The sequence below is a fragment of the Curtobacterium sp. MCLR17_055 genome, assembly GCF_003234305.1.
Lineage (GTDB): Bacteria > Actinomycetota > Actinomycetes > Actinomycetales > Microbacteriaceae > Curtobacterium > Curtobacterium flaccumfaciens.
Genome location: NZ_QKSX01000008.1, coordinates 1 through 20,908, shown reverse-complemented (window position 1 = coordinate 20,908; position 20,908 = coordinate 1). Strand labels below are relative to the sequence as shown.

Below are 20,908 nucleotides of genomic sequence, written 5' to 3'. Positions count from 1 at the left end.
CACGAAGCGGTCAACCTCGCACGGGTCAGCGGAACTCGCACCGTGCGCCGTCACCGCATCCGACGCGCAGCACCGCAGCACCGCGCCCGCCCCCGCCGCCCCTGCACCGCGCCCCACCGCACCCGGAGTTCACCCGGCGGCGACGCCGGAGGCACCCGGAGTTCACCCGGCAGCGCCACACTCGACCCCGGCGCGGGAACGTTCCCACACGTCCCGCCCGCACAACCCCCGCACGCCCCCACACACCCGCACGACCCCGCACGCCCCCACCCCGCACACCCCACGCACCACGGAACAGGGAGAACCCACGTGAAGACCCGAGTCCTCGCCGGCCTCGCCATCGCGGCAGCCGCGACCGTCGCACTCTCCGGCTGCGTCCAGAGCGCCAACGCCTCGAACGCCTCCGACACCGACGGCACCACCGACCTCACCGTGTTCATCAGCGGCGACACCAACGTCCAGGACCTCTGGGACAAGTCGCTCATCCCCGCCTTCGAGAAGGCGAACCCGAAGATCCACGTCAGCACGAGCATCGACCTGCACGGCGAGCACGACGCCCAGACCCAGGCGAACCTCGCCACCGCGGTCAAGGCCGGCAAGTCCGTCGCGTACGACCTCGTCGACGCCGGCTTCGTCACCACCGCCGGCAAGGCCGGGTTGATGGCACCGGTCAGCGACAGCTCGATCCCGAACCTGAAGGACGTCCCGGACGCCACGAAGCAGCAGGGCGGCGACAGCGCCATCCCGTACCGCGCCTCGAGCGTGCTCCTGGCGTACGACGCGAAGAAGGTCACGGACCCGCCGAAGACCCTCGACGACCTGCTCGCCTGGATCAAGGCCAACCCGGGCGAGTTCGCCTACAACTCCCCGTCGTCCGGCGGTTCGGGTGGTTCGTTCGTGGCCACGGTGCTCGCGAAGTACCTGACGCCCGCCGAGCAGGAGACGATGCAGACGAAGTACGACAAGGCGCTCGAGTCGAAGTGGGACAAGGGCTTCGCGGCCCTGAAGGACCTCGGTCCGTCGACGTACCAGAAGGGCGTCTACCCGAACGGCAACGACCAGGTCGTGCAGCTGCTCGGCAGTGGCCAGATCGCGATGGCCCCGGTCTGGAGCGACCAGTTCATCACCTCGCAGAAGACCGGCATCATCCCGAAGACCACCAAGGCCGTGCAGATCGAGGACCCGTCGTTCACCGGCAGCGCGAGCTTCCTCGGCATCCCCAAGACCGAGCCGAAGGCCAAGAAGGCGGCGGCCGAGAAGCTCGCCGACTTCGTGCTCAGCGCGAAGGGGCAGCAGCTCGTCGCGAGCGCCGTCTCCGGCTACCCGGTGATCCCGCTCGACAGCCTGCCCAAGTCGGTCGCCGAGCAGTTCGCCGACGCGAACCCCTCGCAGCTCCGCCTCGGGTTCCAGAGCGACTTCGCCGCCGACATGAACGCGGCGTGGGACGCGAAGGTCCCGCAGTGACCCAGACCGTCCAGGACGGCCCGGCAACCGGCCGGGAGGCCCGTGGCGACTCCGCCAGGGGCCTCCCGCCCGTCCCGCCCCACGCCCAGGGCCCGGCGCACCCCGCCAGCGGGCGCACGGCGCAGGAGCGACTGGCCCGCCGCCGCCGGTGGCAGGGCCTCGCCCTCGTCGCCGCCCCGGTGCTGGTCGTCGTCCTGTTCGTCGGCGTCCCGGTGGTGAACGCCGCGCTGTTCAGCCTCGGGTTCACCGGCGGCCTGAACGAGGCGCTCGCCGACATCGGTGGCGACACCGTGCGCGGCTTCTCGTTCGCGGTCTACGCGACCCTGCTCGGCAACGCCACGTTCCTGCGTGACCTGGTCGCGACCCTCGGGGTGACGGCACTGTCGACCGGCCTGACGGTGGGGCTCGCCGTCGTCGTCGCGGTGATCCTGCGGCTCCGCGGCGGCTTCCTCGGCAAGACCCTCAGCGTCCTGGCCGTGGTGCCGATCTTCGTGCCGGTGGTCATCGCGAGCTGGTCGATCCTGACCTTCACCGACGCGCAGGGGTTCCTCCGGAGCCTCGGTGCGCAGTTCGGCCTCGACGTCCCGGTGTGGGGCTACACCCTCGTCGCCGTGGTGTTCGGCAGCGTCTGGACCAGCCTGCCGTTCGCGGTGCTGATGATCGCCGGGGCGCTGCAGGGCACTCCGGACGCCCTGGTCGAGGCCGCGAAGGACGCCGGGGCGAGCACCTGGCGCGTCGTCTGGCAGGTGCTCCTGCCGATGGCCGCGACCCCGCTCGTCATCGCGACGACGTTCACCGTGATCGGGGTGCTCGGTTCGTTCACCGTGCCGTACTTCACCGGTCCGAACGCGCCGACGATGCTCGGCGTCGACATCTCGAAGTACTTCCAGGCCTACAACCGTCCACAGCAGTCGACGGCGATGGCGTTCATCGTGTTCGCGTTCGCCGCGGCCGCGAGTGTCTTCTACCTCCGCTCGACGGTCCGCTCGAACGCGGGCGAGCTCGACAAGAAGCGTCAGGAGCAGCAGTGATCAAGCGTCTGACCGGCAACGCCCTCGTCTGGGCGACCGCGATCGTGCTGGCCGTGTTCATCCTCGGGCCGCTCGTCTGGCTGGCCGCCCGGGCCTTCGCGACGACGTGGACCTACCCGAACCTGCTGCCCGACGGCTGGACCCTGCAGTGGTGGGGCACCGTGTTCGAGGACCGCAGTCTGGCCGTCGCCGTGCAGAACTCGCTCGTCCTCGCCCCGCTCACGGTCCTCATCGCCGCGGTGGTCTGCCTGCCCGCCGCGTGGGCGATCAGCCGCATCGAGTTCCCGGGGCGGCGCCTCGTGCTCGTCGGGCTGTTCGCCACGAACGCGTTCCCGAAGATGGGCCTCTTCGTCACGATGTCGGCGATGTTCACCGCGCTGAACCTCATGAACACGGTCACCGGCATCCTGATCGTCCACGTCCTGGGCTGCGTCGTGTTCATGACGTGGCTGCCCGCCGCAGCGTTCTCGGCCGTGCCGCGGTCCCTCGAGGAAGCCGCCCGCGACGCCGGGGCCAGCCGCTGGCGCACCTTCTGGAAGGTGACGTTCCCGATCGCCTGGCCCGGGATCCTCGTCGCGATGGTGATGTCGTTCCTGGCGTCCTTCGACGAGGCGCAGGGCACGTACCTGGTCGGCGCCCCGACGTACATGACGATGCCGACGGCGATGTACTCGCTCGTCCTGAACTCCCCGCGCCAGGTCTCGGCGGTGTTCGCGATCGCGCTGAGCATCCCGTCCGTGGTCCTGCTGCTGCTCGCCCGGAAGCACATCATGGGCGGCCGACTGGCGGACGGCTTCCAGATCCGATGACCCGGCCGCAACCGACCGGGCCGACACCCGGACAGACACCCGGACCGACACCGATGACCCACACCAGCACGAAAGGCGACCAGATGACGGACGCAACGCTCGTCGCGGAACGCGCACCGGGCCTCCAGGCCGGCAGCACGACGGACCGGACCCGATCCGGCGGCCTCACCATCCGCGGACTGCGCAAGACGCTCGGCGGGCGCGACGTCGTCGCCGGCATCGACCTCGACGTCGCGAAGGGCGAGCTCGTCTCGCTCCTCGGGCCGTCCGGCTGCGGCAAGACCACGACGCTCCGGATGGTGGCGGGGTTCCTGCCCGCCGACGGCGGCGTCGTGACCATGGGGGACCGCGACGTCACGTCGCTCGGTCCGGAGCGCCGGCCGAGCGCGATGGTGTTCCAGAACTACGCGCTCTGGCCGCACATGACGGTGACGCAGAACGTCGCGTTCCCGCTGCGGACCCGACGGGTGCCGAAGGCGTGGGTCGCCGAGCGGGTGCGCGACGCGCTCGAGCTCGTCGGCCTGAGCCACCACGCCGGCTCGAAGCCGACCGCGATCTCGGGCGGTGAGCAGCAGCGCGTGGCCCTGGCCCGCGCCATCGTGCAGGAGCCGGACGTCCTGCTCCTCGACGAGCCGCTGTCGAACCTCGACGCGAAGCTCCGCGTGAGCGTCCGCGACGAGATCCGCCGCATCCAGCAGCGCCTCGGCATCACGACCGTGATCGTCACGCACGACCAGGACGAAGCGCTCAGCATCTCGGACCGGATCGCCGTGATGCACGACGGCCGCATCGAGCAGATCGCGACCCCGACCGAGCTCTACGCCCGCCCCGCCACGGGCTTCGTCGCGTCGTTCATCGGGTCGACGAGCGTCGTCACCGGCCGGTTCCTCGCCGGCACCTCGGTCAGCCCGACGGCGGCCGACACGGTGGTGATCCGCCCCGAGCAGGTCGTGCTCACCGAGGACTCGCCGATCCGCGCGACGGTCGCGCGGGTGCTCATGCGGGGGCACTTCGCCGAGGTCGTGCTCAGCACCGACGGCGCGGAGCTCCGCGCCTACGTCACCGGGCCACCGCCGGCAGTCGGCACCGAGACCGGGGTGCGCCTGGGCGAGGTGCTCGTCCACCGCGACGGCGTGCTGCTCGAGGTCGCCCGATGAGCGCGGGGGTCCCGACGTCGACGGTCTCGACTGCGCAGTCCGCTGCGGCTGCGGTCGACCGTGTGGTCGCCACCAGCCCGGACGGGAGGCCCGGTGTGCGTCCGCCACGCCTCGTCGCCCACCGCGGTGCGCCGCGCGTCCGGCGTGAGAACACCCTGCCCGCCATCGCGGTCGCGGAGGCGCTCGGCGCCGAGGTGATCGAGGTCGACGTCCGCCGCACCGCCGACGGCGTCGCCGTCCTGCTGCACGACGAGACCCTCGGCCGGATGTGGGGCGACGCCCGCCGGGTGTCCGACGTCGACTGGTGCGACGTCGCCCGGCTCGGCAACGGCCTCGACCGGATCCCGCGGCTCGACGGCGCGCTCGAACGCCTCGACGGCTGCCGGTCGACCCTGCTCGTCGACCTGACCGACGCCGAGGACGCCCTGGTCGCCGCCCGCACCGTCGCGGGCTTCACCGGCTCCACCGCGGTGGCCTGGTGCGGGGCGCCGGCGGCGATGGCGGCCGTCCGCTCCGTGCTGCCCGATGCCGACGTCTGGCTGGCGTGGGAGTCGCTCGAACCGCCCGTCGCTGCGGACCTCGAGGCGCTCGACCCGTCGACGCTCAACCTCGACGTCGCGTTCCTCACCCCGCGCACCGTCGAGGTCGCGCACGCCCTGGGCCTGCGCGTCGCCGTCTGGACCATCGACGACGTCGAGCCCGCGATCTGGGCGGCCCGGCTCGGCGTCGACTCGATCACCACGAACGACGTCGGGTCCATCGGCGCGGCCCTGTCGGCGGCCGAGCGCGACGGCTGGCCCGAGCGCGACCGCGAGCCCACCGAGACCGAGGTCGCCTCGCGCGCCCAGGCCCTGGCCCACCGCATCGCCCACGAGGTCATCGCCTACACGCGTGAACACCCGGTCAGCGAGGTCCACACCAAGGCGAACCCCGCCGACCTGGTCACCGACGTCGACCGCCTGGTGGAGCAGCACGTCCGCTCCCGCGTGCGGATGGTGTTCCCGACGCACGGGTTCACCGGTGAGGAGTACGGCGAGGCCCCCGGCGACCGGCACCGCTGGTTCCTCGACCCCGTCGACGGCACCACCAACCTTGCCAACGGCGTGCCGTGGACCTCGATGTCGCTCTGCCTGACCCGTGGCGGCCGTCCGCTCGTCGGCGTCGTCGCTGACCCCTGGCGCGGTGAGGTGCTCGAGGCCCGACGTGGCCGCGGCGCCACCCTGCGCGACCGCCAGCTCCGACTCGACGACACACCCCGGCCGCTCGCCGGTGCCGTCGTCGGCACCGAGCTCGACGGGCACCGCCCGTGGCCGGGGTTCGGGGCGTTCCTCGACGCCCTGGCCGACCGGTCGTGCACGCTCCGGGTGCAGGGATCGGGCACGTTGACGATCGCCCAGGTCGCGGCCGGGCGGGGCATCGGCGGCTGCGTCTCGGCGTTCAACCCGGTCGACCACGGCGCCGCGGTGCTGCTCGTGCACGAGGCCGGGGGCGTCGTGCTGACGCGGTCCGGCCCCGTCGAGGGCTTCCCACCCGCGGGGGAGCCGTTCCTCGTGGCGCACCCGGGTGCCGCGGACGAGCTGCACGCGGTGTGGACGGCGGCGCTCGTCGCGGGGTGAGCCGCGGCGCAGACCGGAGGCACGGTGCGGGGTCTGCAATCCGGTGCGGGGTTGGCTGCTGGGTGCGGTGCTGCAAGCGCGCACGGGGCTGGGAACCGCGCACGGGGTGCGTAGGTGGGCACGGTGCGGACTGGAGGCGCGGTGTCAGACCGGCACGCGCCTCCCGGCCGGTGGGTGGTGGGCACGGTGCGGGGTTGGCGATGCGGTGCGGGCTGGAGGCGCGGTGCCAGCCCGGCACGCGCCTCCCGGCCGGTGGGTGGTGGGCACGGTGCGGGGATGGCGATCCGGTGCGGGGTTGGCTGCTGGGTGCGGTGCTGGCTGCCGGGTGCGGCGCTGCAAGCGGGCACGGGGTGTGCAGGTGCGCACGGTGCGGGCTGGATGCGCGGTGCCAGCCCGGCACGCGCCTCCCGGCCGGCGGGTGGTGCGCACGGTGCGGGGTCGGCGATCCGGTGCGGGGTTGGCTGCCGGGTGCGGCGCTGCAAGCGGGCACGGGGTGCGCAGGTGCGCACGGTGCGGGCTGGAGGCGCGGTGCCAGCCCGGCACGCGCCTCCCGGCCGGTGGGTGGTGCGCACGGTGCGGGGTTGGCTGCTGGGTGCGGCGCTGCAAGCGCGCACGGGGCTGGGAACCGCGCACGGGGTGCGGAAGTGCGCACGGTGCGGACTGGAGGCGCGGTGTCAGACCGGCACATGCCTCCCGGCCGACTCTGAGCGGGCGCTCAGTCAGTCGACGCCGGGGGTTCGTAGTGTTGCAGTCCACGACGGGTCCGACCGGGCCCACCGTGCACCCGAAGGAGCATCGACCATGGGATTCCTCGACCGCCTGCTCGGACGTCCGGAGCGTGACCGATCCGCTGACGCACAGCAGAACCAGTGGGGGCAGCCGCCGCAGCAGCAGGGCTACCGGTACGGCCAGCAGTCCTACCAGCAGCCGGCGCCGTCCGCACCGCAGGGCGCAGACGACCAGTACGGCGTCCCGCAGTGGGGCGGTGCGCCGACGCAGCAGCAGGGTGCGACGACCGACGACGAACGTGCGGTCGAGCGCTACCGCTACCTGCTCCGCACGGCACCGCCGGAGCGCATCGAAGAGGTCCACGCCGAGGCCTTCGCCAAGCTGACCGACGAGCAGCGCCGCATGGTCTACGACGAGTTCACCCGGACCGCGCCTCCCGGTGAGGCGCCCCGTGGTGACGACCCGCGCTCGCTCGCCCAGTCGGCGACCCGCTCCGAGATCCGCCAGCCGGGCTTCATGGAGCGCTCGCTCGGCGGCGTCGGCGGTGGCGGCGGACGCTTCGGCGGCCAGCGCGGCGGTCCGTCGTTCGGCAGCATGATCGGCGCCTCGATCCTCGGGACGGTGGCCGGCTACGTCATCGGTTCGGCGATCATGAGCGCGTTCCTGCCGGACCCCGGTTCGTTCGATGGCGGTACCGACGCTGCGGGTGACGGTGGTTCGGAGGACACTGGTGCTGAATCCGGCGATGCCGGGGCGTCCGACGGCGGCGCATCCGACGGCGGCGGCTTCGACAATGCGGGCTGGGGCGACAGCGGATCCGACTTCGGCGGTGGCTTCAGCGACTTCGGTGGTGGTGACTTCGACGTCTGAGTGACGTCCGTCGCTCCACCGGACCCCCGGGTACCCACCGTGTCCGACGAAGGAGCGACATGGCCATCATCGAAGCCTCCGGGCTGACCAAGACCTACAAGTCGAAGTCCGGGCCGGTGCACGCGCTGGCCGGACTCGACCTGTCGGTGCCGCAGGGCACCGTGAAGGCGCTGCTCGGGCCGAACGGCGCGGGCAAGACCACGGTGGTGAAGGTGCTGACCACCCTCATCACGCCCGACTCGGGCACCGCGACGATCGACGGCATCGACGTGATCGCCGACCCGCAGGCCACCCGGCGGTCGATCGGGGTGTCCGGGCAGTACGCCGCGGTGGACGAGAACCTGACCGGGTTCGAGAACCTCGAGATGATCGGGCGGCTCTACCACCTGGGCCGCAGGACAGCGCGCGATCGTGCCCGGGAGCTCATCGACGTCTTCGACCTGTCCGAGGCGGGGGACCGTCCGGTGAAGGGCTTCTCCGGCGGCATGCGGCGACGCATCGACCTCGCCGGGGCGCTGGTGATGAACCCGCGCGTGCTGTTCCTCGACGAGCCGACGACGGGCCTCGACCCCCGGAGCCGTCTGGCGCTCTGGGGCATCATCGAGGACCTCGTGGCCGAGGGGGCGACGGTGCTCCTCACCACCCAGTACCTGGAAGAAGCCGATCGGCTCGCCGACGACATCGCGGTCATCGACGACGGGGCCGTCATCGCCGAGGGCACCGCGGACCATCTCAAGGCGCAGGTCGGCGGGCACCGCGTGGTCGTGACCCTGGTCGACGAGGCCGACGGCGACGCGGCGACCACGGTGCTGCGCCGCTACGGGGTCGGCGAGGTCGAGACCTCGGGCGACGGCCGCACCCGTGCCATCGCGGTGGAGGCCGGTCCGGCCGCCCTGCAGCGCGTGCTCGCCGACCTCGGCGAGGCCGGCATCGAACTCCACGACGCCGGCATGCGACGCCCGACCCTCGACGACGTCTTCCTCCGCCTGACCGGACACGCCGCGACGGACGACGACGCCGCCGCACCCGCGGCCACCAAGCAGAAGGAGACGGCACGATGACCACCACGTCCCTCGCGCCGGGCCGCCAGCTGCCCGTCGTCGTCACCTCGCCGCTCGCCGTCTGGGTCGAGGACGGCTGGACCGTCACCAAGCGGAACCTCATCAAGCTCAAGCGGTCGCCGGACATGCTCGTGTTCGCCGTGCTGCAGCCGATCATGTTCGTGCTGCTGTTCAGCCAGGTCTACGGCGGTGCCATCCAGGTGCAGGGGACCGACTACACGCAGTTCCTGATGGCGGGGATCTTCGCGCAGACCGTGGTGTTCGGTGCGACGTTCTCCGGGTCGGCGATGGCGCAGGACCTGAAGGAAGGGCTGATCGACCGGTTCCGGACGCTGCCGATGTCGGCGTCCGCGGTCCTGGTCGGGCGGACCAACTCCGACCTCGTGCTGAACTCGATCTCGATGGCGATCATGATGCTCACCGGGCTCGCGGTCGGGTGGCGGGTGAACTCGTCGCCGCTCGAGTTCCTGGCCGGCATCGCCCTGCTGCTGCTGTTCAGCTACGCGTTCAGCTGGGTCATGGCGCTGCTCGGCATGAGCGTCAAGACGCCGGAGGTCATCAACAACGCCTCGTTCATGATCCTGTTCCCGCTGACGTTCATCTCGAACGCGTTCGTGCCGAGCGACACCCTGCCGCTGGTGCTGCGCGTGTTCGCGGAGTGGAACCCGGTGTCGTCGCTCGTGCAGGCCGCGCGAGAGCTCTTCGGCAACGTCGGATCCGCCCCGGTGCCGGACATCTGGACGATGCAGCACCCCGTGCTGACCGTGCTGATCGGGATCGCCGTGATGCTCGTGGTCTTCGTGCCGTGGGCGGTCAACAAGTACACCAGGATCAGCGCGAAGTGACGCCGGCGTGGGCGCTCAGAGCAGCTTGCGCTGCAGCGCCCACGCCGTCAGCTCGTGCCGGTTCGACAGCTGGAGCTTCCGCAGGACCTTCGACACGTGTGTCTCGACGGTCTTCACCGAGATGAACAGCTCCGTCGCGACCTCCTTGTAGGCGTACCCCCGCGCGATGAGCCGCATGACCTCCTGCTCGCGCGCGGACAGGCGGTCCAGCTCGGCGTCGTGCTGCGCCGTCTCGCCGCTGACCGCTCCGAACGCGTCGAGCACGAAGCCCGCCAGGCGCGGCGAGAACACCGCGTCCCCGTCCGCCACACGGGTCACGGCCTCGGCGACCTCGGCACTCGACGAGCTCTTCGTGATGTACCCGCGGGCGCCGGCTCGGATGACCCGCACCACGTCGTCGGCGGCGTCCGACACGCTCAACGCGAGGAACCGGGTGTCCGGGTTCTCCGGCGCAGAGCGCGTGATGACCTCGGCACCGCCGCCGCCGGCGCCGCCCGGCAGGTGCACGTCGAGCAGGACGACGCGTGGGCGGGTGGCCGCGACGAGCGTCACGGCTTCGTCGACGGTCGCCGCCTCACCCACGACCTGGAGGCCCGGTGGCAGTCCGGCGCGCACGCCGGCTCGGAAGATGGAGTGGTCGTCGACGATCGCGACGGTCAACGGGGCGGGCTCGGTCATGCGTGCTCCTCGTCCTGGGCCGCGGGTGCGAGCGGCAGGGTCAGCCGGACCTCGGTGCCGGTGTGCCCCGGCCCCGGCGCGATGGTCGCGTGGCCGCCGAGGCGCTGCATCCGGCCGATGATCGACTCGCGGACGCCGTACCGGCCCGCGGGCACGGAGTCGACGTCGAAGCCCGGGCCGCGGTCGCGGATGCTGAGTTCGACCCGGTCACCGGCGGTCTCCGCGTACACGCTCACGGTCCCACCGGCGTGGCGGGCGGCGTTGAGCATCGCCTCGCGGGCGGCGGCGACGAGCCCGTCCGGCAGGTCGCTGCGGGCGGGTCCGACCGCGATGACCTCGATGCGGGCGGGGTACTCGGCCTCGATGTCCACGGCGGCGTCCTGCAGCTGCGCGCCGAGGTCGCGCGCCGGTTCCGCCCGCTCGGTGAAGAGCCAGGACCGCAGTTCGCGCTCCTGCGCCCGCGCCAGCCGTGCCGCGTCCGAACCCGGCTCGGCCTTCTGCTGGATGAGGGCGAGGGTCTGCAGCACCGAGTCGTGCAGGTGCGCCGCGAACTCGGCGCGCTCGAGGTCGCGGACGCGGGCGGCGCGTTCCTCGGCGAGGTCGCGGACGAGTCGGACCACCCACGGGGCGACCACGACGGCGACCCCGACCAGGACGGCCACCGCCGCGGTGAGCACGGTCCAGACGTTCGGGCGGCTGCTCGTCGTGAAGAACAGCAGGATGCCGAGGACGACGAGCACCAGGGCCCCGAGCGCCCGGACGACGAGGGCGGAGGACCCGGCCGTGCGGACGTTGCGGAGTGCGTCGAACTGCCGCCAGGCGAGTGCGGCGCCGGTGACGACCACGACGGCGGGGACGATGACCTCGAGGGGGACGTCCACCCCCATCCGCGCTGCGACCACCGCGCCGGCGGCGGCGAGCAGGGCCAGGCCGAGCAGGATCTCGACGACCGGGGCACGCTGGGCGGACGCGGTGGTCTCGTCCTGGTCGACGACGGCGGCCGGGGTCAGCACGGACTTGAGCGGTGCACGTCCGGCGGTTGCCCCGGCGGCGGCGCTCGGCACGGTCGCCCAGAGCCAGGCGTAGAGCAGCAGCCCGGCGCCACCGCAGACCACCAGGACCGCGGTCGCGAGCCGGACGGCCCCGACCGGCAACCCGGTGTGCGCCGCGAACCCGCTGCAGACCCCGCCGACGACCCTGGGGGTCGGGCGCGTCATCGTCGCGGTGGCCATGGGGCAATCCTGGCATCCGGACGGCCCCCGCAGCAGTGTTCGGGGCCGGGATCAGGGACCGGTCAGGGGGAACCCCGATGGTGCCGACGCACCGCTGCCGGGATGCTGGTGGCCATGACCGATCACCAGCACGACTCCGCTCCCGGCACCGCCGCCGGCAGCGCCGACTCGACGACCCGGTTCTTCGACTGGGTCCGCGGCCTCGGCATCGCGCGCACCGACGACCGCTGGCTCGCCGGCGTGTGCGGTGCCGTCGCCCGCCGCGCCGGGCTCGACCCGCTCGTGGTCCGCGGCGTGACGATCGTCGTCGCGCTGCTGGGCGGGCCGGTCTTCCTCGCCTACGCCGTCGGCTGGGCGCTGCTGCCCGACACCGCCGGACGCATCCACGTCGAGCGGATGATCCGCGGGGTCCTGGACCCGGCGCTCATCGCGATCGGCGCCTTCGTGGCGCTCACCTTCGTGCCCGCCGCCCGCGGCCTCTGGTGGCAGGGGGTCCCGGACGCCTGGGGGATGCCCGGCTGGCTCGAGGCGACCCTGGCCACCGCGTGGAGCATCGTGCTCGTCGGCGGGATCGTCTGGCTCATCGTGGTCCTGGCCCGACGCGGGGTGGACGGCGATCGGACAGCGAGCACCGGCACCGGCAATGACCCGACCGCTGCACCGCGGGGGGACTTCTGGACCAGCCCCGAGGAGCCGCACCCCGCCCGGAACGCGTGGACCGCGGAGGCGACCAGCGCGACGGACGCGGGACGGGCCTCCTGGCAGTGGGGTGCACCCGCGAGCCCCGAGGACCGGCGACGGCAGCACGAGGAGCGGATGCGCGCCGAACGCGAGCGGGCGGCCGAACGGCGGGCCGAGCGGGTGGAGCGGCGACCCGGGGCGGCGTACGTCGCCGTGTCCCTCGGACTCGCGCTCGTCGCCGGAGCCGGGGTCGCGTTCTGGGCGCAGCAGGCCGGGTGGTCCGTCCCGGTCCTCGGGATCGCCGCGGCGCTCGCGGTGCTGGCGATCGCCACGATCGTCGCCGGGATCCGCGGCCGCGATGACGACGTGCTCGGACTGTTCTCGACGGTCGCAGCGGTGGCCCTGGTGGTCACCGGGGTCCTGCCCGCCGGCACCCAGGTCTCGCTGATCGGCGGCACCACGTGGCAGGTGGAACGGGCCGCCCCGGGGACCGAACGGAACTTCGCGATGCTGGCCGGCGGTCCGACGCTGGACCTCCGCGAGCTCGAACCGTCGGCGGTCGGGGGCGACGTGAACCTCTGGCTGGGCGCCGGCGGGGCCGACGTGCTGCTGCCGACCGACGTGCCGGTGCGGGTCGAGGTGAGCGGCGTCGGCTACGGCGTCGACACCGGCGGAGGCGACGACGACGGCGCCGGTGGAGTGCTCCGGACCACCACGCTCGAGAACCGTGCGGCACGCACGGCCGATGCGGACGAGACGACGACGGTGCACCTGTGGATCCTCGGCGGCGGCGTCGACGTGCCGCGGGCGATCACGGTCGGCGAGTGAGGAACGGGACGATGACGAACGACGGAACGACCAACGACGAGACGACTGCGCCGATGGCTCCACCGGCGGCTCCCGACGAGCCCGTCCGGCGGCCCGCCCGCCGTGGCGCGCGCTTCGGCACGATCCTGTGGGGTGTCCTGATGCTCGTGTTCGCCGGGGCGATGGCCGTGAGTGCGCTGCCGATGTTCTCAGTGGACACCACGACCCTGCTGCTCGCCGCCTGCATCGCCGCCGGCGTGCTGCTGGTCGTGGCCGGGATCGTGGCGACACTGTCCCGCACACGGCGGTAGGGGGAGCACCCCGTCCACAGGACCGTCCGGGTGTGCACGGGGGTCACCCGGACGGCTTAGCATCATCCACGTGACCGCGACAGACGCCGAGCGGGCCGCCCAGCGCGACGCCACCGAGCAGCCCCTCGACCGCAGCACCCGCCTGCGCCGGTGGATGCTGCACGGGGCCGACCAGGGAGCCTCCCACCAGGGCCCGCACCAGGTCGAGGTCGAGAAGACCCATCCGTGGTGGCGGGTCATGTGCCTGACCGGTGTCGACTACTTCTCGACCCTCGGGTACCAGCCCGCCATCGCCGCGCTCGCCGCGGGGCTGCTGTCGCCCATCGCGACGATCGTCCTCGTGCTCGTCACGCTGTTCGGGGCGCTGCCGGTCTACCGCCGGATCGCGCACGACAGCTTCCGGGGCGCCGGGTCGATCATGATGCTCGAGAAGCTCCTGCCGTGGTGGGCCGGCAAGCTGCTCGTGCTGGTGCTGCTCGGGTTCGCCGTGACGGACTTCATGATCACGATGACCCTGTCGGCGGCCGACGCCACGGCGCACATCGCCGAGAACCCGTACACGCCGCACTGGTTCACCGAGATCCCGGTGCCGCTCACCCTGGCGCTGCTGCTCCTGCTCGGCATCGTGTTCCTGCGCGGGTTCAAGGAGGCCATCGGCATCGCGGTCGGCCTCGTCGCGGTGTTCCTCGCCCTGAACGCCGTCGTCATCATCGTCGCCCTCTGGCACGTGTTCGAGAACCCGATGGTGGCGAGCGACTGGTGGTCCGGGCTGACGGCACAGCACGGCAACCCGCTCGTGATGGTCGGCATCGCCCTGATCGTGTTCCCGAAGCTCGCGCTCGGGCTCTCCGGGTTCGAGACCGGTGTCGCGGTGATGCCGCAGGTCCGCGGCGACGCCACCGACGACACCAGCGACCGACCCGAGGGCCGGATCCGTGGCACCAAGCGCCTGCTGACCGTCGCGGCGCTCATCATGAGCTCGTTCCTCATCACGTCGTCGATCGTGACGACGTTCCTCATCCCGCAGCGCGAGTTCCAGCCGGGCGGCGGTGCGAACGGGCGCGCCCTGGCGTACCTGGCGCACGAGTACATGGGCGGCGTGTTCGGGTCGATCTACGACTTCTCGACCGTCGCCATCCTGTGGTTCGCCGGCGCGAGTGCGATGGCGGGGCTCCTCAACCTGGTGCCGCGGTTCCTGCCGCGCTACGGCATGGCACCGCAGTGGGCGCGTGCGGTGCGTCCGCTCGTGATCATCTTCACGCTCATCGCGTTCGTCATCACGATCATCTTCCAGGCCGACGTCGACGCGCAGGGCGGCGCCTACGCCACCGGCGTGCTCGTGCTCATCACGAGCGCCGCGGTCGCGGTGACGCTGTCCGCGCGCCGCAAGCAGCAGCGCAAGCGCACCATCGCGTTCGGCGTGATCTCGGTCGTGTTCGTCTACACCACCGTCGCCAACGTGATCGAGCGGCCCGACGGCGTGCGGATCGCGGCGATCTTCATCATCGCGATCGTCGTGGTGTCGCTCATCTCGCGCGTGCGGCGTTCGTTCGAGCTCCGGGCATCGTCGATCGAGCTCGACGCGACCGCGCGCCAGTTCGTCGAGGCCGACGCCGACCAGTTCAGCTCCGTCTGCATCATCGCCAACGAACCCGGCGCCGGAACGGCCGAGGCGTACCGGGCGAAGGGGCGCGAGGAACGCCGCGACTCCGGCATCCCGGCCCGCGTGCCGACGATGTTCCTCGAGGTCCTGCCCGCCGACTCCTCCGACTTCGAAGAGGACCTGGTGGTCGAAGGCCACGTCATCCACGGGTTCCGCGTGCTCAAGGTCCGTTCCGGCAACGTCCCGAACACCATCGCGTCGACGCTCCTCGCCATCCGCGACCTCGCCGGGGTGGTGCCGAGCATCTACTTCGAGTGGAACGAGGGCAGCCCCATCCGCAACGCCCTGCGCTTCGTGTTCACCGGTGCCGGCGACGTCGCCCCCGTCACGCGCGAGGTCCTGCGCGAAGCGGAACCCGAAGTGAACCGACGGCCGAGCGTCCACGTCTCGTGAGCCACGGACCGGGCGCGGGGCGTGCCTCCAGGCCCGTCGGCGGCCTGGCGGCGATCGCGGTCGCCGCGGCGGTCTGGGGCACCACCGGGACCGCGACGCACTTCGCGCCCGGTGTGCCGGCGTTCGTGTTCGGTGCGGTCACCTTCGGGCTCGGCGGCCTCGTGCTCGCCGCGACCGCTGGTCGGGGCACGCTGCGTGCCGTCGCCCAGCGCCGGACCCGCGGCTGGGCACTGCTCGGCGCCGCGTCGCTCGTGGTCTACGCGGTCGCGTTCTACGCGGCCCTCGCCGACGCCGGGGTCGCGCTCGGCACGACCCTGGCCATCGGCTCGTCGCCCGTCTTCGCCGGCCTGGTCGAGTGGGTCGCCGACCGGAGGCGCGTCACCCGGCGGTGGGTCGTCGCCACCCTGGTGAGCGTGGTCGGCATGGTCGTCGTCACCCTCGCGCGCTCCGAGCACGACGGTGGCGGGCGGTCACTCGCGGTCGGCGTCGGCAGCGCCCTGGTCGCCGGTCTGACGTACGCGCTGTACTCGTGGGCGGTGGCGCGGGGGATGCACGCCGCGACGAGCCGGATGCCGATCGCCGTCGGTCGCGCGGAGTCCGACAGCATGCCGGTCGGTGGGGACGTCGGGGTCGCAGCCGCGCGGGCTGCCCGCGGGCCGAACGAACGCGGGCTCGTCGGCGCGGTGTTCGGGGTGGCCGCGGTGCCGCTCGTCGTGCTCGCCGTGGTGGCGGGCGGGCCGTTCCTGACCGACGCCGGCAACTGGCCGGTGTTCCTGTACCTGGCGCTGGTGCCGACGGTGATCGGGCACTCGCTGTACGCGCTCGGCCTCCGGACGGTGACGGCGTCGGTCGCGACGCTGCTGTCGCTGCTCGAGCCCGTCGTGGCCGCGGTGCTCGCGGTGCTCGTGGTGGGGGAGCGCCTGGGCGTCGGCGGATGGGCCGGCATCGTGCTGGTGGTCGCCGGGCTGTCCGTGCTGGCGCTGCCCGCGCGGCGCGCCCGCTGATCAGCGGCGGCGCCCGCTGATATGCAGCGGCGCCCGCGCGTCAGCCGGAGCGCCGCCGCCCCGGGAGCGCCCGTCAGCCGTCCAGGATCTGGTCCCGCACCTTCCGCCGCAGCACCTTGCCGATCATCGAGCGCGGCAGGTCCTCGACCACGACGACCCGGCGCGGCACCTTGTACGCCGCCAGGTGCTCGCGTGACCAGGCCCGGAGCGCGGCCGCGTCGAACGTCGAGGGGTCCTTCGGCACGACGGCCGCGACGACCTGCTCGTTGCCGCCCTGCGTGATGCCGACGACTGCGACCTCCTTGACGCTGGGGTGCTTGAGCAGGGTGTCCTCGACCTCGGACGGTGACACGTTGAAGCCGCCGGTGATGATGAGTTCCTTGAGGCGGTCGACGATCCGGACGTACCCGTCGGCGTCGATGGCCACGATGTCACCGGTGCGGAACCAGCCGTCGGGCGTGAAGACCTCGTCGGTGGCCTCGGCCTTGCCCCAGTAGCCGCGGAACACCTGCGGGCCACGGACCTGCAGCTCGCCGGGCTCGTCGATGCCGAGCACCTTCGTGTCGTCGTCGGGGTCGACCACGCGCGCCTCGGTGGAGGACAGCGGCAGGCCGATCGACCCGAGTCGACGCTCGGGGGAGACCGGGTTGGCCATCAGGACCGGGGAGCACTCGGACAGGCCGTAGCCCTCGACCAGGTAGCCGTCGGTCCGGGCCTCCCACGGTTCGACGATGTCCTGCGACAGCGGCATGGCACCGGAGATGCCGATCTCGATGCCCTTGAGCGACACCTTCGCCGAGTCGGCCGCGTGCTGCAGCCGGGCGTAGATCGGCGGCACGGCCGGCAGGAACGTCGGCGGGTGGCGCTTGATCGCCGTCAGGACGAGGGCGGGGTCGAACGCGGGGAAGAGCACGAGCCGCGAGGCCATGCTCATCGCGAAGGTCAGGCAGAGCGTCAGGCCGTAGGCGTGGAACATCGGCAGCACCGCGTACACGACGTTGTCGCCGCGGCGGATCTGCGGCACCCACGCCCGGGCCTGCGCGGCGTTCGCCAGCAGGTTCCGGTGGCTCAGCACCGCGCCCTTCGGCGTCCCGGTGGTGCCGGACGTGTACTGGATCAGCGCGACGTCGTCGGTGGCCGGCCGCGGGTGCCGCTTCGACAGCTTGCGGGTGTCGGCGAGGTCGTCCCACTTGACCGTGCCGCGGACCTTCGCCGTCAGCTTCGCGCGGGACTCGCGGGCCTTCGCGACCGGCAGCGACAGGGCGAGCCGGGTGCTCCGGGGCATGGCCCGGGTGATGTCGACCGAGACGATCGCGTCGAGGTGCACGTCGGCCGGGAAGTCCTGCAGCGTCGCGACGGACTTGTCCCACGCGATGGCGACCTTGGCGCCGTGGTCCTCGAACTGGTGGCGGAGTTCCCGCGGCGTGTACAGCGGGTTGTGCTCGACCACGATCGCGCCGAGCCGCAGCACCGCGTAGAACGCCACGATGTGCTGCGGGCAGTTCGGCAGGACGATGGCCACGCGGTCGCCCGCGCCCACGCCCAGCTTCCGCAGGCCGTTCGCCGCACGGAGGATCTGCTCCTCGAGGTCGGCGTAGCTCGTGGTGCGCTTGAAGAACTCGAGGGCGACCTGCCTGGGGAACTTCCGGGCCGACTGCTCGACCAGGTCGTACAGGGAACCACTCTGTTCCTCGATGTCGTGCGGGACCCCCGGGGCGTACGAGGCAAGCCAGGGACGAGGCGTGTCGATGCTCACCCGACCCAACCTAGTGGGCCACCCCCGTGCACGCTGGGAGGGCCACTTTGCGCGATGCCACCCCCGCGCCCAGGTGACGGACGGAACATGACGACATGTCCACTGTCTCCGACGTCTTCCGATCCCGCCTCAACCGGACGTTCACGGGTGGTTCGACCGGCACGGAAGCCTGGATGGACGACCTGGAACACGGCACCGACGCGGGCTTCTTCGGTCCGGGCTCGGCCACGTGGGCGGTGCACGGCGGCAGCCACGGCATCGTCGCCGGTGTACGGGCACTGCTCGTCCAGGCGCTGCACCCCGGCGCGCTCGCCGGCGTCGCCGACCACTCCCGGTACCGCGAGGACCCGTTCGGTCGCCTGGCGGGCACCAGCCGGTGGATCGCGACGGTCACGTACGGCGACCGGCAGACCGCCCGCAGCGGCAGCGACTGGGTGCTCCGGCTGCACGAGCGGGTCCGCGGGCAGTACGTCGACGCGCACGGCACCGCCCGCCCCTACGCGGCGAACGACCCGGACCTGGCGCGGTGGGTGCACCTCGCCTTCACGGATGCGTTCCTCCGCGCCGCCCAGCGCTGGGGAGGCCCGATCCCCGGCGGCGCCGACGCCTACGTCCGCGAGTGGGCCGAGGCCGGGCGGCTCATGCGCATCGTCGACCCGCCCGAGTCCGAGGCGGAGCTCCGTGCCCAGATGAACGGGTACCTCGACCGCGGCGAACTCCTGGTCGACTCGCGCACCCGTGACGTCGTGCGGTTCATCAAGGACCCGCCGCTCTCCCGTCTGCTGCGGCCCGGCTACCGCGCGGTGTTCCAGGGAGCGGTGTCCACGCTCGACCCGCGGCACCGCTCGCTCCTCGGCCTCCGTGCGCCGATCGTCGGCCCGGTCGAGCTGCCGGTGGTCCGCACCACGAAGCTCGTGCTCGACGGGATCGGTGCGGTGCTCGACGACCAGACCGGTTCCGAACGGGCCGCGCGGCGGCGCATCGCGCGCCTGCAGCGCGCCGACGGCAGCGCGGTCGCCTGACCACGGCGGTCACCGTGACCACCTGACGGACGGGAGGCACGGTGCCAGCTGGCACCGTGCCTCCCGTCCGCTCGTGGGGGCGTCAGAAACCCGACGGCACCCGGGGCGTGTAGGCGGACTCGAGTCGCGTGACCTCGTCGTCGGTGAGCGTCAGCGACGCTGCGGCCACCGCGTCGTCGATGTGGTGCTCCTTCGTCGCGCCGACGATGGGCGCGGAGACCGCGGGCTTGCCGGCGACCCAGGCCAGGGCGACCTGCGCCATCGGGACGCCGCGCTCGGTGGCGACGGCCTCGACCGCGTCGACGATCGCACGGTTGGCGTCCTCGTCCTGCTTGTACAGGGTCTTGCCGAACTCGTCGGTCTGCGCGCGCGAGCCGGACCCGGAGGCGTCCCAGGGGCGGGTGACGCGGCCGCGGGCGAGGGGGCTCCACGGGATCACGCCGACGCCGGTGTGCTCGCAGAAGGGGAGCATCTCGCGCTCCTCCTCGCGTTCGAGCAGGTTGTACTGGTCCTGCATGCTCACGAACTTCGTCCAGCCGTGGCGCTCGGCGGTGTGCTGCATCTCGGCGAACTGCCACGCCCACATGCTGCTCGCGCCGATGTAGCGCGCCTTGCCGGCCTTGACGACGTCGTGGAGGGCCTCCATGGTCTCCTCGATCGGCGTCACCGGGTCGAAGCGGTGGATCTGGTACAGGTCGACGTAGTCCGTGCCCAGGCGGGTCAGGGACGCGTCGATCTCGTGCATGATCGCCGCGCGGGACAGCCCGGCGCCGTTCCGGCCGGGACGCATCCGGTTGAAGACCTTCGTGAAGACCTGGACGTCCTCGCGCGGAGCCAGCTCGGCGAGGAGCGTGCCGGTGATCTCCTCGCTGCTGCCGTCCGAGTAGACGTTCGCGGTGTCGAAGGTCGTGATGCCGGCCTCGAACGCGCGGCGGACGAACGGGCGGGCCTCGTCGATGCCGACGCTCCAGGCGTGCGAGCCGCGGTCCGGGTCGCCGTACGACATCATGCCGAGGACGACGCTGCTGATCTCGAGCCCCGAGTTGCCGAGGCGCTTCGTGTCGGTGGTCATGCCGTCACTCTGGCATCGCGACCTGTGACGGCGAGCAGGCGGACCTGGAGCGGGGAGTCCTCGGTGACGTCCACCGGGGGCGCGTACAGGCCGGTGGCGGCGAGGTCCTCGATCTGCGGCTCGAAGTACTCCCACACGGCGCGGACGAGCTCGTCGGGCAGGGACTCCTCGGTGCCGGTCGCCCGGGCGAGGTCCCACGTGTGGATCGTGATGTCGCTCGTCTGCTCGGTGAGGTACTGCGCGGCGGGGACGACGTCGGTGCTGAGGTGCACGGGGGTGTCCTGCGGGGCGTTCCGCCAGGCGTCGGTCGCCGCGGTGGCGAACCGGTGCCACTCGGCCACCAGGTCGTCGCCGATCGGCTCGAGGTCGGCCTGGGCCTGGGCGTAGTCGCACCCGGTCAGGAGCTTCGGGATCCAGCGCTGCTCGTCGACGACGTGGGCGACGAGGTCGCGGGTGGTCCACTCGGAGTCGGGGGTGGGGGCGTCCCAGTCGGCGACGGCGGCGACGCGGCGGCCGAACTCGGCTGCCGCGAGGGCCTGCATCGCGATCCAGTCGGTGGCCATGGTGGTGCTCCTGTTCGTCGTGCGGGCGTGCTCGTGGTCGGTGCTTCTCGTGCAACTCGGGGTCCGGCGTGCGGATTCCCCTCGGTGCCGTCGCACGTGCCAACGCTACGCGGGCGCGGGGGCTGTCTCTTATACACATCTGAC

At 72.5% G+C, this 20,908-nt stretch carries 18 protein-coding genes; 13 read left to right on the top strand and 5 right to left on the bottom strand.

Features of this window, described 5'->3' with window-relative positions:
- The first annotated feature begins 309 nt into the window (after positions 1-309).
- The 8 genes from DEJ09_RS08495 to DEJ09_RS08460 all read left to right on the top strand — a co-directional run bounded on the left by DEJ09_RS08495 (position 310) and on the right by DEJ09_RS08460 (position 9,582).
- Positions 310-1,464, top strand: coding sequence for an extracellular solute-binding protein (locus tag DEJ09_RS08495; RefSeq protein WP_111088189.1), 1,155 nt, complete (start codon positions 310-312; stop codon positions 1,462-1,464).
- On the top strand, positions 1,461-2,495 hold the full coding sequence (locus tag DEJ09_RS08490; RefSeq protein ID WP_111088188.1) for an ABC transporter permease: 1,035 nt from the start codon (positions 1,461-1,463) through the stop codon (positions 2,493-2,495). The genes DEJ09_RS08495 and DEJ09_RS08490 overlap by 4 nt, the downstream gene beginning before the upstream one ends.
- On the top strand, positions 2,492-3,304 hold the full coding sequence (locus DEJ09_RS08485) for an ABC transporter permease (RefSeq protein WP_017886992.1): 813 nt from the start codon (positions 2,492-2,494) through the stop codon (positions 3,302-3,304). The genes DEJ09_RS08490 and DEJ09_RS08485 overlap by 4 nt, the downstream gene beginning before the upstream one ends.
- A gap of 83 nt (positions 3,305-3,387) precedes the next feature.
- A complete protein-coding gene (locus DEJ09_RS08480; RefSeq protein ID WP_258373835.1) occupies positions 3,388-4,461 on the top strand; it encodes an ABC transporter ATP-binding protein in 1,074 nt (357 codons plus the stop codon).
- On the top strand, positions 4,458-6,077 hold the full coding sequence (locus DEJ09_RS08475; protein ID WP_111088186.1) for an inositol monophosphatase family protein: 1,620 nt from the start codon (positions 4,458-4,460) through the stop codon (positions 6,075-6,077). The genes DEJ09_RS08480 and DEJ09_RS08475 overlap by 4 nt, the downstream gene beginning before the upstream one ends.
- 801 nt (positions 6,078-6,878) lie before the next feature.
- Positions 6,879-7,676, top strand: a complete 798-nt coding sequence (locus DEJ09_RS08470) for a hypothetical protein (RefSeq protein ID WP_258373834.1) — start codon at positions 6,879-6,881, stop codon at positions 7,674-7,676.
- Between the two features lie 59 nt (positions 7,677-7,735).
- Positions 7,736-8,737: an ATP-binding cassette domain-containing protein gene (locus DEJ09_RS08465; protein ID WP_111088185.1), complete on the top strand. Its 1,002-nt coding sequence runs from the start codon at positions 7,736-7,738 to the stop codon at positions 8,735-8,737.
- Positions 8,734-9,582 (top strand): ABC transporter permease, encoded by an 849-nt coding sequence (locus tag DEJ09_RS08460; RefSeq protein ID WP_051596514.1) that lies wholly within the window; start codon positions 8,734-8,736, stop codon positions 9,580-9,582. The genes DEJ09_RS08465 and DEJ09_RS08460 overlap by 4 nt, the downstream gene beginning before the upstream one ends.
- A gap of 15 nt (positions 9,583-9,597) precedes the next feature.
- Here DEJ09_RS08460 and DEJ09_RS08455 read toward each other — a convergent pair whose 3' ends face one another.
- Together DEJ09_RS08455 and DEJ09_RS08450 are read right to left on the bottom strand one after the other, a co-directional pair.
- A complete protein-coding gene (locus tag DEJ09_RS08455; RefSeq protein WP_110864486.1) occupies positions 9,598-10,260 on the bottom strand; it encodes a response regulator transcription factor in 663 nt (220 codons plus the stop codon).
- Positions 10,257-11,492, bottom strand: a complete 1,236-nt coding sequence (locus DEJ09_RS08450) for an ATP-binding protein (protein ID WP_111088184.1) — start codon at positions 11,490-11,492, stop codon at positions 10,257-10,259. Before DEJ09_RS08450 ends, DEJ09_RS08455 begins: the two co-directional genes overlap by 4 nt.
- Before the next feature lie 114 nt (positions 11,493-11,606).
- Here DEJ09_RS08450 and DEJ09_RS08445 point away from each other — a divergent pair, with 114 nt between their 5' ends.
- The 4 genes from DEJ09_RS08445 to DEJ09_RS08430 all read left to right on the top strand — a co-directional run bounded on the left by DEJ09_RS08445 (position 11,607) and on the right by DEJ09_RS08430 (position 16,351).
- Complete coding sequence (locus DEJ09_RS08445) at positions 11,607-13,001, top strand: PspC domain-containing protein (RefSeq protein ID WP_181433312.1); 1,395 nt, start codon at positions 11,607-11,609, stop codon at positions 12,999-13,001.
- A gap of 11 nt (positions 13,002-13,012) precedes the next feature.
- Positions 13,013-13,291, top strand: coding sequence for a hypothetical protein (locus DEJ09_RS08440; protein WP_111031136.1), 279 nt, complete (start codon positions 13,013-13,015; stop codon positions 13,289-13,291).
- 154 nt (positions 13,292-13,445) lie between these two features.
- Positions 13,446-15,347: an amino acid transporter gene (locus DEJ09_RS08435; RefSeq protein WP_250897460.1), complete on the top strand. Its 1,902-nt coding sequence runs from the start codon at positions 13,446-13,448 to the stop codon at positions 15,345-15,347.
- Positions 15,344-16,351, top strand: a complete 1,008-nt coding sequence (locus tag DEJ09_RS08430) for a DMT family transporter (protein WP_111046350.1) — start codon at positions 15,344-15,346, stop codon at positions 16,349-16,351. Before DEJ09_RS08435 ends, DEJ09_RS08430 begins: the two co-directional genes overlap by 4 nt.
- A 73-nt stretch (positions 16,352-16,424) precedes the next feature.
- Here the strand turns inward: DEJ09_RS08430 and DEJ09_RS08425 are convergent, their stop codons facing one another.
- The gene (locus DEJ09_RS08425; protein ID WP_111022668.1) at positions 16,425-18,107 is read right to left on the bottom strand and encodes a long-chain-fatty-acid--CoA ligase; all 1,683 of its coding nucleotides are present in this window, start codon (positions 18,105-18,107) and stop codon (positions 16,425-16,427) included.
- A gap of 95 nt (positions 18,108-18,202) precedes the next feature.
- On the opposite strand from DEJ09_RS08425, the gene DEJ09_RS08420 reads away from it, so the two are divergent.
- Positions 18,203-19,129: an oxygenase MpaB family protein gene (locus DEJ09_RS08420; RefSeq protein ID WP_111088182.1), complete on the top strand. Its 927-nt coding sequence runs from the start codon at positions 18,203-18,205 to the stop codon at positions 19,127-19,129.
- An 82-nt stretch (positions 19,130-19,211) separates the two neighbouring features.
- On the opposite strand, the gene DEJ09_RS08415 is transcribed toward DEJ09_RS08420, so the two are convergent.
- Positions 19,212-20,201, bottom strand: a complete 990-nt coding sequence (locus DEJ09_RS08415; protein ID WP_110864493.1) for an aldo/keto reductase — start codon at positions 20,199-20,201, stop codon at positions 19,212-19,214.
- Positions 20,198-20,764 carry a TIGR03086 family metal-binding protein gene (locus DEJ09_RS08410; RefSeq protein ID WP_110864494.1) on the bottom strand — a complete coding sequence of 189 codons (567 nt, stop codon included), beginning with the start codon at positions 20,762-20,764 and terminating at the stop codon, positions 20,198-20,200. Before DEJ09_RS08410 ends, DEJ09_RS08415 begins: the two co-directional genes overlap by 4 nt.
- Between the last annotated feature and the right edge of the window lie 144 nt (positions 20,765-20,908).

Coding starts and splice junctions, on each gene's coding strand:
- DEJ09_RS08440 (WP_111031136.1), top strand. CDS start 13,013: ATGACGAACGACGGAACGACCAACGACGAGACGACTGCGCCGATGGCT.
- DEJ09_RS08460 (WP_051596514.1), top strand. CDS start 8,734: ATGACCACCACGTCCCTCGCGCCGGGCCGCCAGCTGCCCGTCGTCGTC.
- DEJ09_RS08470 (WP_258373834.1), top strand. CDS start 6,879: ATGGGATTCCTCGACCGCCTGCTCGGACGTCCGGAGCGTGACCGATCC.
- DEJ09_RS08475 (WP_111088186.1), top strand. CDS start 4,458: ATGAGCGCGGGGGTCCCGACGTCGACGGTCTCGACTGCGCAGTCCGCT.
- DEJ09_RS08410 (WP_110864494.1), bottom strand. CDS start 20,764: ATGGCCACCGACTGGATCGCGATGCAGGCCCTCGCGGCAGCCGAGTTC.
- DEJ09_RS08455 (WP_110864486.1), bottom strand. CDS start 10,260: ATGACCGAGCCCGCCCCGTTGACCGTCGCGATCGTCGACGACCACTCC.
- DEJ09_RS08480 (WP_258373835.1), top strand. CDS start 3,388: ATGACGGACGCAACGCTCGTCGCGGAACGCGCACCGGGCCTCCAGGCC.
- DEJ09_RS08420 (WP_111088182.1), top strand. CDS start 18,203: ATGTCCACTGTCTCCGACGTCTTCCGATCCCGCCTCAACCGGACGTTC.
- DEJ09_RS08445 (WP_181433312.1), top strand. CDS start 11,607: ATGACCGATCACCAGCACGACTCCGCTCCCGGCACCGCCGCCGGCAGC.
- DEJ09_RS08465 (WP_111088185.1), top strand. CDS start 7,736: ATGGCCATCATCGAAGCCTCCGGGCTGACCAAGACCTACAAGTCGAAG.
- DEJ09_RS08450 (WP_111088184.1), bottom strand. CDS start 11,492: ATGGCCACCGCGACGATGACGCGCCCGACCCCCAGGGTCGTCGGCGGG.
- DEJ09_RS08415 (WP_110864493.1), bottom strand. CDS start 20,201: ATGACCACCGACACGAAGCGCCTCGGCAACTCGGGGCTCGAGATCAGC.
- DEJ09_RS08435 (WP_250897460.1), top strand. CDS start 13,446: ATGCTGCACGGGGCCGACCAGGGAGCCTCCCACCAGGGCCCGCACCAG.